This window comes from Paraburkholderia sp. BGA-UO-ETr-F12 (assembly GCF_059567945.1).
The window spans coordinates 36,348-52,663 of record NZ_JCAQOZ010000024.1 but is presented as its reverse complement, the minus strand read 5'-3'; the positions used below and the strand labels follow the sequence as shown (position 1 = coordinate 52,663).

General features: G+C 63.6%; 18 protein-coding genes and 1 pseudogene. 10 read left to right on the top strand and 9 right to left on the bottom strand.

The features are described 5' to 3' along the window. Positions 1-116: 116 nt before the first annotated feature. From AC57B6_RS09325 to AC57B6_RS09300, 6 genes are all read left to right on the top strand, one after another. A complete protein-coding gene (locus tag AC57B6_RS09325) occupies positions 117-530 on the top strand; it encodes an antirestriction protein (protein WP_496421059.1) in 414 nt (137 codons plus the stop codon). A 62-nt stretch (positions 531-592) separates the two neighbouring features. Continuing rightward, complete coding sequence (locus AC57B6_RS09320) at positions 593-913, top strand: hypothetical protein (protein WP_496421058.1); 321 nt, start codon at positions 593-595, stop codon at positions 911-913. Beyond that, entirely contained in the window at positions 910-1,104 is a 195-nt protein-coding gene (locus AC57B6_RS09315; RefSeq protein WP_496421057.1) for a hypothetical protein, read from the top strand. Before AC57B6_RS09320 ends, AC57B6_RS09315 begins: the two co-directional genes overlap by 4 nt. Positions 1,105-1,148: 44 nt before the next feature. After that, the gene (locus AC57B6_RS09310; protein ID WP_496416802.1) at positions 1,149-1,373 is read left to right on the top strand and encodes a DUF3717 domain-containing protein; all 225 of its coding nucleotides are present in this window, start codon (positions 1,149-1,151) and stop codon (positions 1,371-1,373) included. Next, positions 1,370-1,780 carry a hypothetical protein gene (locus tag AC57B6_RS09305; RefSeq protein ID WP_496421056.1) on the top strand — a complete coding sequence of 137 codons (411 nt, stop codon included), beginning with the start codon at positions 1,370-1,372 and terminating at the stop codon, positions 1,778-1,780. Before AC57B6_RS09310 ends, AC57B6_RS09305 begins: the two co-directional genes overlap by 4 nt. A 318-nt stretch (positions 1,781-2,098) precedes the next feature. After that, positions 2,099-2,452 (top strand): XRE family transcriptional regulator, encoded by a 354-nt coding sequence (locus AC57B6_RS09300; protein WP_496421055.1) that lies wholly within the window; start codon positions 2,099-2,101, stop codon positions 2,450-2,452. 71 nt (positions 2,453-2,523) lie between these two features. On the opposite strand, the gene AC57B6_RS09295 is transcribed toward AC57B6_RS09300, so the two are convergent. From AC57B6_RS09295 to AC57B6_RS09260, 8 genes are all read right to left on the bottom strand, one after another. Beyond that, positions 2,524-3,069 carry a plasmid pRiA4b ORF-3 family protein gene (locus AC57B6_RS09295; RefSeq protein WP_496421054.1) on the bottom strand — a complete coding sequence of 182 codons (546 nt, stop codon included), beginning with the start codon at positions 3,067-3,069 and terminating at the stop codon, positions 2,524-2,526. 35 nt (positions 3,070-3,104) lie between these two features. Then, positions 3,105-5,420 carry a site-specific integrase gene (locus AC57B6_RS09290; RefSeq protein WP_496421053.1) on the bottom strand — a complete coding sequence of 772 codons (2,316 nt, stop codon included), beginning with the start codon at positions 5,418-5,420 and terminating at the stop codon, positions 3,105-3,107. Positions 5,421-5,437: 17 nt separating this feature from the next. Continuing rightward, complete coding sequence (locus tag AC57B6_RS09285) at positions 5,438-5,767, bottom strand: hypothetical protein (RefSeq protein WP_496421052.1); 330 nt, start codon at positions 5,765-5,767, stop codon at positions 5,438-5,440. A 24-nt stretch (positions 5,768-5,791) separates the two neighbouring features. Beyond that, a complete protein-coding gene (locus tag AC57B6_RS09280) occupies positions 5,792-6,064 on the bottom strand; it encodes a type II toxin-antitoxin system YafQ family toxin (RefSeq protein WP_496421051.1) in 273 nt (90 codons plus the stop codon). Next, entirely contained in the window at positions 6,064-6,351 is a 288-nt protein-coding gene (locus AC57B6_RS09275; RefSeq protein WP_496421050.1) for a type II toxin-antitoxin system RelB/DinJ family antitoxin, read from the bottom strand. Before AC57B6_RS09275 ends, AC57B6_RS09280 begins: the two co-directional genes overlap by 1 nt. Positions 6,352-6,762: 411 nt before the next feature. Next, positions 6,763-8,013, bottom strand: a complete 1,251-nt coding sequence (locus tag AC57B6_RS09270; RefSeq protein WP_496421049.1) for a Replication protein O — start codon at positions 8,011-8,013, stop codon at positions 6,763-6,765. 323 nt (positions 8,014-8,336) lie between these two features. Beyond that, positions 8,337-9,347 (bottom strand): ParB/RepB/Spo0J family partition protein, encoded by a 1,011-nt coding sequence (locus AC57B6_RS09265; RefSeq protein WP_496421048.1) that lies wholly within the window; start codon positions 9,345-9,347, stop codon positions 8,337-8,339. Then, complete coding sequence (locus AC57B6_RS09260; RefSeq protein ID WP_496421293.1) at positions 9,348-10,526, bottom strand: ParA family protein; 1,179 nt, start codon at positions 10,524-10,526, stop codon at positions 9,348-9,350. Between the two features lie 371 nt (positions 10,527-10,897). Here AC57B6_RS09260 and AC57B6_RS09255 point away from each other — a divergent pair, with 371 nt between their 5' ends. The 4 genes and pseudogenes from AC57B6_RS09255 to AC57B6_RS09240 form a co-directional block, all read left to right on the top strand. Further along, entirely contained in the window at positions 10,898-11,326 is a 429-nt protein-coding gene (locus AC57B6_RS09255; protein WP_496421047.1) for an Xre family toxin-antitoxin system antitoxin, read from the top strand. Next, complete coding sequence (locus AC57B6_RS09250; RefSeq protein ID WP_496421292.1) at positions 11,326-11,787, top strand: RES family NAD+ phosphorylase; 462 nt, start codon at positions 11,326-11,328, stop codon at positions 11,785-11,787. The genes AC57B6_RS09255 and AC57B6_RS09250 overlap by 1 nt, the downstream gene beginning before the upstream one ends. A gap of 135 nt (positions 11,788-11,922) precedes the next feature. Then, complete coding sequence (locus AC57B6_RS09245; RefSeq protein ID WP_496421046.1) at positions 11,923-12,981, top strand: hypothetical protein; 1,059 nt, start codon at positions 11,923-11,925, stop codon at positions 12,979-12,981. 473 nt (positions 12,982-13,454) lie between these two features. Then, positions 13,455-13,736: pseudogene (locus tag AC57B6_RS09240) on the top strand (contractile injection system protein, VgrG/Pvc8 family); the annotation flags it as partial. 871 nt (positions 13,737-14,607) lie between these two features. On the opposite strand, the gene AC57B6_RS09235 reads toward AC57B6_RS09240, so the two are convergent. Next, positions 14,608-16,299, bottom strand: coding sequence for a site-specific integrase (locus tag AC57B6_RS09235; RefSeq protein WP_496421045.1), 1,692 nt, complete (start codon positions 16,297-16,299; stop codon positions 14,608-14,610). Between the last annotated feature and the right edge of the window lie 17 nt (positions 16,300-16,316).

Genomic DNA, 16,316 nt, shown 5'->3' with positions numbered 1-16,316 from the left:
ACATCAATAGAAAATATTCTATATTTTTATTTTAAATTCACTTGCACATTAGGTTTAAAACACCTAATATAAAAGCGTTGCCCGGCACGTTGCTGAGGCTCCAACCGGAGAAAACCGTGAGTACTACTGATCTCAAGATTACTTCCAGTGTCGTCCCTGAAGAACTGCGCCTGAACGTGCTGCCCCGCTACCTGGGCCGCCACTACCTGACTGGCGAGTCCTACGTCTATGACTGGGCGGCTCGCCTTGACCGCAGCTATCAGGGCGGCCTGTGGCACTTCTTCACGCTGTCCAACGGCGGCTTCTACATGGCCCCGGCTGACGCCTCGCGCGTGCATGTGCGCTGGCATCTGAACGGCTACAGCGACATGATGGGCGCGGACGCCTTCGGGATCGTCGTCACGCTGTTCGCCCTGTGCCATCTGGCGGAAAAGTGCGGCGATGACAGCATCATCGAGCACTACCACGAACTGCGCGCCTACGCGACGCAGCACGTAGAGGCCGCGAACATTCTCCGCGCTATCGACTAATCAAGCAGCCCCGGCCTGCGGGCTGGGGTCTTTCGCTCGACCTGAAAATCAGTGAGGAAGAAATGGACCTGACGCAAATTCGCCCAACCTGGCTGACCGCACTTCTGCCTTTGCTGGCCGTCTACCAGTACGGGGACCGTGAAATCGTACGTGCTGAACTGTTCCGTATGGCGCTGTCGGCGGATGCGGCGGCGAAGACAGCCGACGCGCTGCACCGCATCGCCAACATGCTCGACCGGGACGGTCATGCGATCGACATGCACCGCGAAGAGCTTCGCGCGATCGCGCGTGCCGCGCTTTCGGAGTTTGACCGCGTACCGCCCCGCGCACCTCTGGTAGCGGTTCACGAAGCAGTCCGCCGCACTCGCGAGCGTGTCGCATGACGACAGAACTGAAACGGGGTTGCGACCTGAAGCGCGGCGACGTGCTGCGTACATGGTTCGGCAACCAGACGATTCTTCAGGTGCTGCCGTACAGCGGCCCGTTCGACTTCATCTGTGGTGTAGCGAAGTTCCCGGGCGCTGAAATGTCGATTGTCCGCGCCGGGCGTTACGAAGTGCTGTTCACCCGATAACCGGAACTGCCCGCGCGTACCGCGCGCGGGCTATGGAGCCTGACATGCCAACCTTTACAATTGCCGAAATTGAGCAGGCGATCAACGTGTGGCGAAACCGCCAGGCGTCAGGAGAAGACGCGGCGCTGTGTCCGAAAGCGCGTCGCCTTGCCGATATCTATGGCGAGATGATCTATACGCACGCAACGACCATTGACGTGTCCTCGCTGTCTGCCGAGCAGGTGGAAGCTGTGACCACTGCCCTTTATCAACAGGAATTGCCGCTATGACCGACGAATCGAAGTTTCCCCCCGAAGTGCTCGAACAGTTTCGCCGCGAGCAGGAGGAAAGCGACGCCCACTTTACTACCGCGCCTGCGCGGTTTTTTGAGGCATGGAAACAGGCTGTCATGCTGGCCGGTCCCGTATATTTCGGCGATGGCACCAGAGAGGCCGTTGAGAACGCTAAAGACAAATGGGCGCTCGCGCCCAATGGCGCGGTCATTCTCGACGTCTTCGGTGTTCTCAGCAGCGGCGAGCGGACCTTCCTTGCCGCGCTGTATTCGTTCTACAACACGCACGATAGCGTTCTTCTGTGGGAGAAAGCGGGCATCAGGGGCTTCGCCGATCTGTCGGGGCTGGACCTTGTTCGCCGCAGGCTAATCGCGGAGCTTTTGCTCAACTACGTTGGCTGGTGATGGCCCGGTGTGTCTGTGTTCGAGGCTGACAGGCTCCCCCTCGCCAGTCTGATTGCAGACACCTGTGCCGAGCCCCCTTCCTGCTAAACCAGGACTCGTAATTGACCGGGAGCGCATCGCGCGCGCCTGCGCGCCCGGATCGAGGCGCACGGGGACCTGCGCCGGTAGGCGTGGGGAGAGCGCCGGCGCGGCGCAGTGGCGCCGTGACGATCCGGCTCGGGCGCGTGCGTACCGCTGGCCGGGGTCGTCAAGCGCCGTCAGGCGCGTGAACTCCCTGCGGCGAAGCCGTGGGGACTGGATAACAATGAGAGGAAAGCAATGAGTGATCGACAAGTTGTCGAAATCCGCGAGGAATGTCTGCGACCGGCAATCCACTGGAGCAAACCAACGGGTGCGGAAGTGCAGGAGGTTTTGCAGCGCGCGGGGTTCACGGGCAGGCTCGCGGCCGATTATCTTGACCTCGCCGACAAGAGCGGGCGTCAGATTCGCAAGTGGATTAGCGGAGAAACAAGGATTCCGTACGCCGCATGGGCACTCCTTTGCTACGCAGCGGACCTGGGCAACATATGGGAAGTGGAAATAGACGAAATGCGCGCGTTCAGACGCGCGCATCCCGTTGAAAAAAAACTTCTCGACGGGTCCGAGGATAGCGACAATACGACCACCCCTTGACGTCGCCGGCCGCTCAGGCGCTCCGGTCATGCGTCTAGCTATAGCGGACCGCCCTGCCCGTCCATCATGCTTCATTCCCAACCGCTGCCGATGTTCGCGAGCCGCGCATTCACTTCGGCGACGCGAAACGCATCCGGATCGAACGGCCCGCCGAGCCAGTCGAGCAGCTCGCGCCGGGCGCCCGACCTCCGGCCGGCGAGCGTACGCAGCAGATGCGCGTAGCCGGGCGGCCCGCCACAATCTTCCGGCGGGCAGGCGCGCCGACCAGCGACGCAGCGCGGATACCTGATGCGCGACGAGGGCTGCACTTCCGCCTCGATCTCGACCGCGTGATGCCAGTCGTCGCCCATGTCATACGTGTAGCCGATCGTGTCGCCCGGCTGACAGACGTTGAGCAACCGCACGCCGTCGGCGCGATCGACGTCAAGATCGACCCGGTCGAGGAAACCGTACAACCCGAATCCGTACCGGTGCATGTCGCCCCACCCCATCGCTGCCTGGAGAATCCCGTGCAGCCCGGCCAGACTGGTATCGGCGGGGATCTCGATGCGCCGCCAGATCTCCGGCGCGACGCCGAGCAGGCTCACACGCAGCCGCCAGATGCGCGGTGGCGACACCGCAGGCTTCCCTGATTCCGGGAACGGGATCACGTCTATACAGGGGGACTTCCTGCGGGGCCCGCTGTCGACCGTTCATCAGGCAACCCGGAGTGCGTCCAGCGGCGCTCGCCCCACTGCGCGTTGATCGCGCAGGTGCAGTTCCGGTCCTGCGCCTCGATCGAGATGTCGTCCAGCCACGCCTCGACTTCCATATCGAGCAGGATCTCCTGCTCGTAGGGGATCGTCAGCAGGACCACGCCCGGTTCGACGGTCTCGGCATCACCGACCTCGAGGATCCAGCGTTCGAGCTCGCCGCGCACTCGCCCGGCCCGACGATCGGATGACGCCTGAACCTGCAGCGTCATCCGGATCTTGGCAATCGGTCCGGCGACCGGAGGAAGTCCCTGCGCCGCGAAGGAAGTGCCCTTGGGGCATGGGACCGGCCCGGTATCCCCGGCTGGAGCCGCCGGTGGTGGTGGCGTTGCCTCGTGGCCCGATGCCAGCGCGTCTTCCACGGATCCGGCCGTCGCCGTCGCCGATGTCGTCAGCGCCTGCATCTGCTCAAAATACCCCGCCAGTTCGCGCCGGACCCGCCGCGTCTCGGCCTGCGCATAGATCGTGGTGGTCGCGAGCGACGCGTGGCCCAGTACTTTCTGCGCGACATCGAGCGGCACGTTGGCCGCGACCGCCTGCGTGCCGAACGTGTGCCTCAGCGCGTGCGGCGTCGAACTGGCCAGGTGCCGGCGCTCGTCGTCGGTCAGGTCGAGCGTTCCCTGCAACTGTCCGAACGCCCAGCTCACCAGTCCGCGTAGTCCATTGCTCGAGTAGCCGGCCGGGTTCGCCGACCCGACATCGTGCCGGCGCCGCGCGGCCGGCGTCGGCGGAATGTCGACCGGTTTGATCAGCGGCGCCGTCGCCGGCGGGTCATTGAAATTGAGTCCGCGGTCGGCCCAATGCGCGCGCAGCGCGGCCAGCGTCGCGGTGCTGACCGGCACGCTGCGCTGCTTCCTGCCTTTCCCCAGCACACCCAACGCCCAGCCGGCGGGCGTATCACCGTCGGCTGGCAGGTAACCCAGGCGTTCACGGCGTGCGAGCGTCGCCTCGGTGATCCGCAGCCCCGAATCGCCCATGAGCAGGATGGCCGCTTTTGCGGCACGCCATTGCGAACCAGGCGACCCCAGGCTCTCGCTGCGGTCGTCGAGGCCCACGCGCACTTTCGTCCAGAGCTGCAGCGGCAGCGCCCGATCGATGCGTATCGCGTATTCCGGCGTATCGGTGGCCGGGTCGGTCACGGCCACCCACGGATTGCCGGCCAGATAGCGGACCTTCACGAGCCAGTCGAACGCAGCGCGTAGCACCAGGACCGCGTACTTCTGGCTGCCCGGTGTCAGCCCATCCGGGGCAAACGGGCGCCAGCGCGGCGAATTTCGCGCCGTGCGCGGTCCGGTGAAGCGTTTGGCCGGCGCGGCGAGGAACGCCTTGTACGCGTCGCAGTCGTCGACGGACAGCGACGACAGTGCCGCGCCGCGTTCCGTGACAGCCCACAGCAGCAGTCGTTCGAGCTCGCGCGTATACGCGCGCAGCGCCTGCGGCCGGTCGGTATAACGGTGCAGATACGAGCGAATGGCATCCAGGTCGTGCTGCGCCTGCAGGTAACACAGGCCCGGCGCGCGATTCACGCCGGCGGCGCCGGACAGCAGGTTCGGTAATTCGATCCGTTCGAGCGGCGCGAGCGGGCCGGATGATGGCCCCGCCGGGCCGGCGGGCACGAGCGCGACGTGGGTGGCCATCGGCGCGGCGAGCGGTTCGGTGGCATCGACGTCGGCGTCGACCGTGACCGCCAGCGAGCCGGCGTGCCGGCGCAGCCAGGCGACCAGGATCCGCGCGCGCAGGAGGCCAATGCGCGGCACCGGGCGCCACCAGCTGCCGCCGTGCCGGTTGCAGAACGCAACGAGCCCGCCGAGCGTCGTAATGCCCTCGCCTGTGAGCCGCCTGGCGATCAGCGGCCGGAACCACAGCCCGACCGGGTGATGCGCGAGCGGCACGGCCACGGCAAGCCGTGAGGCCTGCTCGACCATGCGCAGGCTCACGGCGGTCAACTGCGCGCTGCCGTGCCGGCGGATCGACGCCTTGAGGTGGTCGGCCAGCACGGATGAACCGTGCAGCAGTGCGAGCTGCACGAGCCCATCGCGCATCGTGCGCAGGTGGTGTTCGAGCCGGGCGGGATCGTCGTGGTACGGCGTCGTATCGGAATCGAAGTACAGGCGCGCGATCGTCGGCAGCGGCACGCGCTGCACCCAGGCGCGCAGCGCCGCGAAGTCGGTGCGCGTCCAGGTGCGCAGGGGTGGCTGGATCAGTTGCTCGGCCATGTCGGATCGGCCCCGGCTCAGCGGAAACCGCGGAAAGGCGCGCGGGCGACGCGTGCCCAGCCCGGCGCGTCCGCGAGGCAAACCAGCCGGGCGAACGTGCTGCGGCCAGCGGCCGTGATCTGCGCGACCTCGGCCGGCGCATGGTAGAACGCCGAGTCGGGCGAAGACAGCTGCTGCGAGGCGCGCACGGGCTGACGGGTCCATTCGATCAGGCCCAGTGCGTGCAGGGCGTCGAGCACCCTGCCGTGCCGGTAGCGGACCACCTGCCGTTGCCGCACGTGGCGCAGCGCGTCCAGCACCGCGGTGTGGGTGACGGTGATTGAACGGGGCCCAGGCGTCTCAGCCATCGCGCGCATGGTCAGTGTGCCCCGCTATTCGTCGAACAGATCGGCGTGCGTGCCGGTGCGCTCCAGACGCAGCACGCTACCGTCGATCTTGTAGAGCAGCAGCCAGTCCGGTTCGAGATGTGCATCCCGGAAGCTGGCCCATTCTCCCTTGAGCGGGTGATCGCGATAGGGCGCCGGCAGCGGGCCACCCGCGAGCAGCAGGGTGATAAGCGCCTTCAGCTTTTCCATGTCCTTGCGGCGTTTCTGCGCGCGCTTCACGTCGCGGTGAAACTGGTTTGAATAAACCGGTGTGCGCATCAGATGCCGAGTTTCTGGAACAGGTCATCGGCGTCATCGGCGCGGTTCAGCTCCTCGCCCCGCTCGCTCCTGCGCAGGGTCTCGGCGGTCACGGCATTGGGCACCTCGACCGCGAACGGCACGGCCCGGTCGCGCGCGACGCGCACCAGGGCCATGCGGATGTAGTCGGACACCGATAGCCCCATTGCGGCAAGCGCATCGGCCGCCTCGCGCTTGAGTTCGGGCGAGACACGGGCGCGCACCACGGTATCGGTGGGCGCGGCGGAATGGGTGGAGTGGACGGACATGGCAGCCTCCATGGGCGATGATTCGCTTATTGTAGCTACAAACGGCCACAAATTCAACTCGCGGCGGCGGCGCAGCGCGATTTCACGGATTCTGGCCCATCAACCACAATGTTGCTAATAGCAATTAGCAACATTAATAAATAAGGGCCTGAAACATGCGCGCGACCAGATGGCGTCCGGATTTCACCAGATGCCGCGTTCGTCGACGCGGACCATGCGATGACTGCGGGCTGCCGCCCTGTGACGCAAGCCGCGCTGCGGCCCGGCCACCCGCCCGCCGGCGGCGTCCGGACGGCAGAGCCATCGAGCCGGGCGACTGGCGTCAAGCATCGCGCGATGAACCGGGCACCCGCCCTGCCCCGCCGGGTTCGCGCTCCGCGCCGGTCGTGCCGGACCTCTCCGTCGGCATGCTCATGCACGCGCTGGCGCGGTACAACGGCCGGGGCCAGCTGGCGTGGGCCGGCGCGCGCCGACCAGCCGCGCGAGGATGCCCAGCTGGGCGTCGCCGACCCGGCTCAGCACGCGACTATCCGGCTGGCTGTCCTGCGGGGCGATGGCCGGCGCGTGGGCCCGCTGGTGCTCACGACGCTGCGCGGCGAACTGCTCGTCGAGCTCGGCCGTCGCTGGCTGCAGCCGGCCGGCGCGCAGCGCGTCGATAAAGCCGGCCTGCCAGGCGCCGGCCATCACCCGCGGCTGCGCTTCACGGACGTCGTGCGTGGTCGAGACGTCCGCGGCAATGACGATCCGGCGGGTGCCGGTCGCATCGAAAAAGGTCTGGCCGGTGCAGCGCGACAGCGCGGCCTGCACCTCATGCGCGTCGTGTTGGGCCTGCTGCACGGCGGCGATCGCGGCCTGGCGGGCACGGCGCTGGTGCGCGAAGTCGGTGGGCGTCGTGAGCAGCCTGCGCAGGTAGTTGATCGGCCGGTGGGCGGCCTTCAGGTGCTCCCACACCACGGCGACCACGTCGGAGAGCAGCTTGCCGTGCTGGCGGGCTTCCTTCATCAGCCTGAAAATCAGGAATTCATGAAAACCCAGGGACCGCAGGCGCTGGAGGTCCGCTGGCAGTTGCCCCGGTTGTCTCTTTTGAAAAGCAGCAGGGAGAAGATCCTTATATATAGCACCGTCTGCCATGCTGGCAGACGGTGCCGGCAAGGAAAGGTCCGCCGTGTTGTCTGCCGCATGGTGCTCCGGTGCCGGAGCTTTGCTGACGGTGCTCGCGGGCGGCTCGGTGAACCCCAGGAGCTGGGCCGTTTTTTCGCTAAGGTGAAGGTAGGCGCGGCCAAACAGCCCGGCCTCGCCATAGCGTTTCTGCGGCGGGCGAACGATCAGGCCAGCGGCTTCGAGATCGTCGAGGCTGCGGTAGAACGTGCGCATCGACTGCATCGCACGGCCGGTCAGCAGCTCGCGGCGCGCGAAGATTGCCGCATACGGATGTTGGGCGTCGACGGTGCGGGCCAGGGCTGCGAGCAGGGCGCGCGCCCGGGCCGGCACGCCAGAAAGATGCGCGGCACGATGCGCGGCGCGGAAGATGATCCACGGCAGGTTCGTGGTGTCGCAGGTGAAGTCGGCGAGTGCGTCGGCATCAGTTCTGATGTCAGCCGGATCAGCCGGGTGAGGGCGAATGCCCTCCTCGCCGGCAACGAAGTGTTGCGCGATAGACATGTCGAGCGTCCATTTCGAAAAAATGGAAGACACACGCTTGACTGCCGTTCGCGTTCCGCTACACTTCGAGGTGTTGAGGCCTAACCCGATTGCCATCGGGGAAGTGCAGCAGTTGGGCGAGCGACAGCAAGCCCAGTATTCAAAAGCCTTCGGTTCCAGCCGAAGGCTTTTGTTTTTCCAGCGTCGTCGTTAGCTTCTCATTGCACGTTCCCGATTGCTAAGTCGTTGATTTTCAAGAGGGCTCTACTAGAGCCCAACTTTCTGTCGACCAGCAGCTCCGCTAAGTCGTTGATTTATAAAAAGGCTCTACTAGAGCCAAAGAACTACTCCCCTTCCCGGGCAGCCATGCTTGAGCGAATAAACTCGGCGATCCTTTCACTCCACTGCGAAGTCGTCTCGCCGTCACTTCCGAAGAATCGGACGCCAACTACTCCATTTCGAGACGACACTTCACAGAATTTCTTCTTGCCGGCTTTGATCACAGTCGGGGCCGCGGAAGGAGGGCTCTTGGGCTTCGTCGGCGTTGCCACGGCGATCGCCTTCTCCTGGGTGAAAGCATCGTCGTCAACCAATTTTCTTACCGCGGCGATCACTTGTTCCGCTGCGCCGCTCTGAGCCAAAGAAGCAAGCTTCTGCGCAGCGTTGCTTCCGAGTCTTTCAGGGCTTTCAGCTAGCGCAGCTTTGGCTTCTTCCGGGAGCATGTCGAAGGAGAAAATGCGAGTAACGTGGGCCTTACTTAGGCCTGTGACCTCAGCAATTTCGTCGCGCGACAAGCCGGAAAGATCTTGGAGCCGGATGAAGTGCTGATACTTCTCGAAATCGGGCAGCGACGGCGCGAGCAGATTAGAGAACAAAGCAGCAAACTCAATCTGCTTCGTGTCCCCCTTGAAGGCCACGCCTCTGATCTTGGTTCGGCCAAGCTCGCGATATATACCGACGCGGTTATAGCCTGCGATCAGCTCTCTCTTGCCGTTCCCGAGCGAGCTGTAGAGAATCGGCGTCGCAAGCTCGTTTTGTTCGAGGTTCTTACGCAGTTCAGCGTAGGCTTCGGATGAAAGTTTTCTGCGCCTGCCGGGTACTTCGACAAGCGTATCGATGTCGATCTCGTCGCCTTCTTGACCGACGACTTGGGCCTCAAGCTCCTTGATCCTCTGTTCAGCATCTTTCCATCGCTGCTCAGCATCCTTCCATCGCTCATCTGCCTGATTAATTCGATTTTGAGCATCCATGAGCCGGCCAGGCGATGTTCTGGCGTTCTCGGATTTTTCGCTGGGCCGAACCTCCCTGGCCTCAACGTTTGCTGTTTTGGCAAGAAGTCGATCACCGATTCCCATTTACGCCTCCGTCCTTATCCATGCGCGAATGAACTGCGCGTCGAGATGCTCCGCGAGCCGGTCCAATGGCTCTTTGTAGCGGTGGTACGCAGCTGCGCTCCCGTCGGGCCTCGACAGATCGTAGACAGTCGAGAGTTGGGCAGATGCGCCCTTGGGCACGGATGATTCCGGGATCTCGAACGGCAAAACGCGTTCGCCGTAGGCTTTATGGAGCCAACCCTTGACAACGCGGGAAACGTCATCGTTTTTGGACTTCGTCAACACTACATTGACGAAGTCATATCGCTTGGTTTGGAGGACGCCGGGCAGCTTCTTTGCAATGTCAGAAAATAAGTGCCAGAACTGAGTTGAACTCGCAAAGTCCAAACCCTCGGGTGGGCAGGGGAGAAGAATCGCGTCGGACGCAAGGAGTGCATTGATCGTCAGGTAACTGAGTGCAGGTGGTGTATCGATGACAACCACGTCATACTGGGCGGTCAGTGGGCGAAGTCCTTTGTTCATGATTTCCCAAAACTCGAAGGTGCTGTCCTTCAACACCTTTGCGGGAATTTCAAACTCTGCGTCGAACAGAGACGATGAAGCTGGAATTAGATCTAGGTTGTGCCAATACGTCGACTGAACGGCGTAGGACAGATCGGGCTGATCACCGTAAATTAGCGGTAGCAACGTTTGTTCGTCGGTTATCTCGGCATCCGGCGCCCACCCACACAGCTGCGTAGTCGTCCCCTGTGGGTCGCAGTCAATTACCAGGACTCTCCGGCCCAACAGGGTCAGCGCCTGAGCGACGGATACTGCCGTCGTAGTTTTTGCCACGCCGCCTTTAAAATTTGCCACCGTCAACACGCGAGCCCGCGCGGCAGCCGGTCGTCTGGCACGCGTGGACGTTCCGCTTACCCACAAAATCGCTTCTTCGAGTGTGAACTCCTTACTGCGACCGCTTCCGCGTGACCTGCCCGCAGGGAGATCCCCCTTGGTGGTGAGATACTGGAAACGTTGTTTGTCCAGTCCGCAGAGCGCTGCCACTTGAGCACTTGTGAACGTCGGCGCGTGTTTGCGCGGATACGGTTCCAGCATAGCATCGCGGATTTGACTCAGGATATCTGTGGCCTGAGCCGCGACGCCCAGAAGGGTTTCGATTGAGACGGATTGATCGACCTCTGGAAGTCGCGCACTAAGCATGGTATTAGCGGACACAGTTCTATCCCGGTTACTTGAGAATTCTTCGGTTTTTGCAGAAACCACGGCTGACCGAAGAATAAACGGGGTAGCAGTTAACTTCAAGTAAACTCTTAAGTTCGCAAAAGGAACACGATGCATCGTCGTTCCGTCGCCACAGGAACATTCGCAGGCCGAGCACTGCGTTTCTGAGCCAAGCAGCGTCAGGCTGCTTGGACGCAGGCAACGTCTGCCGCTGGCGGCCCCACCATGCGGAGGTCGGAAGAGCCCATCGAAGCAACAGAGCGGTTAATTCTGCTGGCCGGTCGGATGGCTGGCTATTTGGTATCATCTGGCCTAAGATTGAGTATCAATTGACGCAACCGGAGAGGGTCATGGTGCTGGTGCCTGCCGAAAAGATTGCTGCCGTGATGGCGCTTACACCCCTGCCGCGCTCGGTGGCCGAACTCGATGCGAGGGTGCGCGAGGGCTTGCCGAAATCGGCGCTGCGCGAGGGCGTGGGGCACGTGAGCCGCACACCTGAGGAGCGCCGCGCGCTGCAGGCGCGCATCGTTCCGGAAGCCACCTTCAAGCGCCGGCGCGAGCGGCTGAGTCCCGACGAATCCGAGAAGACCGAGCGGCTCGCGCGCATCTTCGCTACCGCCGACTACGTGTGGGACAGCGAGGACGACGCTCGGGAATTCCTCAACAGCGCGCATCCGCTGCTCGAAGGCCGCACGCCGCTCGAGGTCGCAATGTCCGAACTGGGCGCCCGGCGCGTAGAAGAGTTGCTGTGGCAACTCTTCTACGGGCTGCCCGCCTGATGCGGATTTTCCGGATCGCGGACAGTCGCCACCCGGTCTGGAGCGGCACCGGTGCGATGCTGGTGGGCGGCCGATTCAACAGTCCGGGACGGCTCGTGATCTATGGCGCGCTGACGTTTGCCGGCGCCATGCTCGAGGTGTTGGTCCACGCGCGCATTGGCAAGGTGCCGCGCCATCACGTCTGGGTCGAGGCGGAGGTGCCGGCGGATCTCGCGGTCGAACGCCACGATGAAGACGCACTGCCCGCGGGCTGGGATGCGCCCGACCCGCGGGTGGCGCGCGCCTTTGGCGATCAATGGCTCGGCGAAGGGCGCTCGGCCGTCCTGCTCGTGCCGTCGGTCGTCGCGCGCGCTGAGTGGAATGCGCTGGTCAATCCCGCCCATCCTGCCGCGGCGCGCATCGTGGCCGGCGAGGCCCGTCCGGTCCGCTGGGACCAGCGCCTGTTCGCGGCGCCTGACTGACCTGTACCCCGCCATGGCGAATCGTCCGCAGACGCTGAACGTCTCTCCCCGCACCTGCCTACACACCGGCTTCGTGCCATCCGTACGACGAAATGAGGGACAATCGGTACGGACACGTCAGCTCCGGGAAATCGCATGCGCATCATTACGCTGGTCCTGAACGCCGCGGGCGAACCGCATTTCCAGGCGAAAGACGCATTCGACGCGGCGAAGATACTTAAGCTGGCCGCAGCGCGCGCGCCAGCGGCACGGCGGGAAGGCGCGGAGGGGGCCGCAGCGGCCATCCCCCGTCTCGGGCAGCAGCTCGTGGAGGCCGTCAACAGCGGCGAATACGACGATGTGGGCCGCGCCATCGTCAGCATGACGATGGCATGTTGGCTGCTCGACTCCATCTACGGCGGCATGGCGGCAGAGGCGTTCGCCCGTTCGGACCTGCGCTTCGTCGTGCGCCACGACGGCGCGGTGTCGCACACGTACGTGCCGGCGGGCCTGCCCGATCCCGGGATCGAAGGCATGGCTGAGGTCGACTGGCCCGATCTTGCCGGGGGATCTGCAGCGGCGTCCATGCGTGATGAGCCGAACCCTGCCACAACCGTCTGGCCGCCCGGTCATCCGTTTGCGGACCTCATGCCCACCGATGCGGCAGAGAACATCTACTACGCCGACCTGTTCCGGATTGAGGAGCGGACGTGGATGATCCTCGGCTACGGCAAAAGTCACGCGGCCCGGATCGCCTCGGGCGACGAACTCGATGCGATGTATGGCACCGACTCAATTGCCCTGCTTCGCCGCGAGGGTGAGTTGTGGGCCCGGTATGACCCTGGCGCATTACCCCGCAGCACGCACAAGAAACCCGGGTTGTGGACGCCGCGCCGCGTCGACGCGATTGCCTATTGCCTGGACGAGGCCCAGACGCTGACAGCCTGCCCGCGCGGGGCGCATACCCTCATCCGGGTGGACGCCGGGCAGCTCGCGTCGCTGTGCGCGACCTATCCGTATCCGGCGTACATGGCGCCGCAATTTTTCTCCCAAACGGAGCTTGCCCGCCTGAACGACCGGACCCGAATGCAGCGGCGTTTTGCGGAACTGACCCGCGACGCCCGCAGCACGGATTTTCTGCTCGTTCCGCACATGCCCAGTGTCGAAGAAAAAGCGGCGCTCTATGTCCAGCACAGGTTCGGTGACGCGGTCTGAAGTCACTCGCCGACGCCCCAGTACTTTCATCGTCACGCATTGTTGTGCATTGTGTCCAACGTCCGCACCCCCGCCTGCGTCGTCTCGCTAGTCGGCGCACCTCCGACAAATGGATTTTCCGCACGCCAAGGAGAGGCAGGGTCGCGTTCCCCCGCTGTCGCTGCGGGCCGTGCACGCCGCTACCGGAATCCATTTATCCAGCATTAAATCTGTTAATTCGTGTCATGAAGCTGTCTTGAAATCGAGCAGGGCTGATATGATCAGACGATATTCTCCCTGTTTCGTGCCCGTGTGCTCGCCGGAAATGGCCTATCCATATTTCATCAAACGTACTGCATGGCTTGGAAGCGTGACCAGCGTCATTGAAACGTCGTATCCGGAATCGACATAGCCGGTAATCGGTCGACTGCCCGGTCGCGAAAAATCCTCTGTCGCCCACGACAATAAACACGTTAAAAGTACCTGGGGTGGAAATGAATGCGCAGGATATTGTTAGAGCCATTCAAAGCGGGCTGATCCAGCAGGACCGTTTGTTGAAACTGGATACGCCGCTCGGGAGCAGTGTGCTGTTACCGCAGCGGGCGGTGGGCTGGTCGCGAATCGGGCGACATTTCGAGTTCACGCTCGACGTCCAGTCAACAAACGGCAATATCAAGCTTAAAAAACTGATCGGCCAGCCGGTGACCCTATGGCTTCAGCAGGCGGATAAATCCTATCGCCCCTTTCACGGCTATGTATTCGGCGTGCGGAGACTGGTGTGAACGGCGGTCAGAATCCGACACCAGATGGCGGCGTCGATCAGAAACGGGAAGCGGGTCTGATGTTCGGAGCTGCTTCGTGATGACTAGTGCGGGCCCCGATGGGCGGTACCGGGTGCGTCGGAAGGAGCCCGAAGGGCGAGTGCAGGCGCACCCGGCGCGGCTCGCTTCAGGAAGGGGTGACGCAGGAGTCTGGATGCGGTAGAAGAAGGTTTACCTACCGCCGAAGAAACAGGCCCGACACAGGCACAAACCGCCAAGTTCACTCCGGTGTCGAGCCCAACACGCGCACGACAGGGTACGGGTGCCCGCCAAGTATGGCACCCCCCGTCAGCCCTGTCGATATCGCATCGGCATTGACGGGGATTGCCGATGCCGGCCACAGGCCGCCTCTTTGTGTGCGCCCGCTGCCGGGCGCAGGTCTTCGTTTGCCGCCGTTGCGACCGCGGCCAGATTTACTGCGACGGCGACTGCTCGATGGCCTCACGTCAGGCCAGCATGCGCGTGGCCGGCCAGCGCTATCAGCGCAGTCGCCACGGCCGCTTTGCACATGCCGAACGAATGCGCCGCTATCGTAGTCGCCAGAATAAAGTGACGCATCAGGGTTCCGCCGTGCCTGCCGCCGATGCTCTACTGGCACCGACTTCGACGACGTCGGCGGCCAGAGTGGCGGTACCCGCCACCGCCCCGTTTGTGCCTGAGCATTGCCACTTCTGCCACCGCGTCTGTTCGGGCTTCGTGCGCCTCGGGCCACTGCGCCGTCGGGTCTTCCGTGATGTTGGGGGCCGGCCAAGATCCGGCCAAATTGCTATCATAAGCCTTGGGGTTATGAATTTGCTTCCGCTTATGCTGTCATGGCATAAGGGATTCAGACGGTAAATGCCTCCCCGAACTGCCGTGCCCGCTTTATATCGTCGGTATGCAAGTAAATCGACGTGGTCGAAATCGACGCGTGACGCAGGTTGTCTCGCACGGCGCTCAGCTCGACCCCTCTGGCGATCGCGTGGGTCGCATGCGTATGCCTCATCCAGTGCGGCGAGGCCAGATGCATTTTCTCAGCCAGCACCGGATGGTCGTTCTCGATAATCTGCGCGACGAGCCGAAAAAACCGGCGCATGACTTCCCACAGACGCAAGGGCTTGATGCCGGCATCGACATCGTCCAGGCTGCCAATCAGGGGCGTGGTTGGATTCCAGTGAGCGCGGCTGACAGGCAGTCCCCGCTCCTGTAGATACCGGTCTAGCGCTGCGCGCGCTAGCGGCGTCAGGGTAACCCGGGCTGGCTTGCCGCCCTTGCCGACCACGTGCAGCCAGTGATCGCCGGCGGCGTCGACCTCGATGCTGCGCAGTGTTGCATCAGCCAGTTCGCTGATCCGCAGTCCCGTTGCGTAGCCGAAATCCAGCATGAACCGCAACCGTTGCGCAGCGGGCGTCTGCCAGCCGTACGACCACTCGAGCCCGTTGGCGATGGTGCGCGTCAGCATCCATTCTCCTTCGGTGAAAGCGTGTGAGGTTTCCATGGCCATGGCGCGCTTGCTGCCGCGCACCTTGATGCCGGAGAATGGGTTAGCCACGACGTAGCGCTGCTCGACCAGCCAGCGGAACATGGCACTGAGCACGGCAAGCGCATGGGCAATCGAACGGGCCGAGAGGTTGTCTGCAAACGGGCGCCAGTCCGGTGATGTGCGCGGCCGCGGTGGCCCGACCCAGCGTTCGCGCGGTGTAGGTCTACGCAGAAACGCCCTGTAGTCGGTTGCATCTCGCGTGGTCAGCGAAGACAGCGCCTTGCCGCGAGCAACGATGCCCCAGAGAATCAGCCGTTCGGCTTCCTTGCGGTAGGCGCGCTGCGTGGCCGGGGATTCGTGCAACGCAAGCCATGCCTGGATAGCGTCGTAATCGTTGTCCACGCCCAGGATGCAGGCCGACACCGGTGCGCGGAAGGCGCCGGCGGATCCGTCGACCTCGTGCGGTAGCCGTAGCTGCTCCCAAGGTGTCACGACTGACTGCCGATCCGCGATGATCAGTGCGCGGGCTCGCTGCGTGAGCGCCAGGTGCGCGGCAAAGAAGGCCTCGATCCTTCTTGCACTGGCCAGCCCGAGACCCGGGATGACGGTCCACCACTGCCGGCGACGCGGAATCCGTACCGTGAGATCGGCCAGGGTCCGGATCCCGGCTGCGTGCAGGGTGCGGACAGCGCGATTCGGCAGCCAGTGCGCAATGTCGTCCGCGATCTGCGGGGCTGGCGCGGGCATGATGCGCAATAGCTCGACAGCCTGCGTGGTGGCGCGCGCATGATGCATACGCTTTTGGGCCGGGCATTCGAACAGCGTGGCCAGATCTGCCCGCTGTCGGTTACGGGCATAAAGTGCCAGTTGCCGGCGGATCTGGCCGATGACGCCGCGGGCTGACTGGCGGAGGCTGAGTCGATCGTGCAGGTACCGGTGTGCCGCCTCACGCGAGGATGCGCCTTCGTACCAGGCACGCAGCGCTGCCAGTGCATCCGCATCAGGAAAGTCGGTCGGGATGTCGACGGCGGACGGGATCGTGAGGCGCGTTTTCATGTCATCGAGTTTAATAT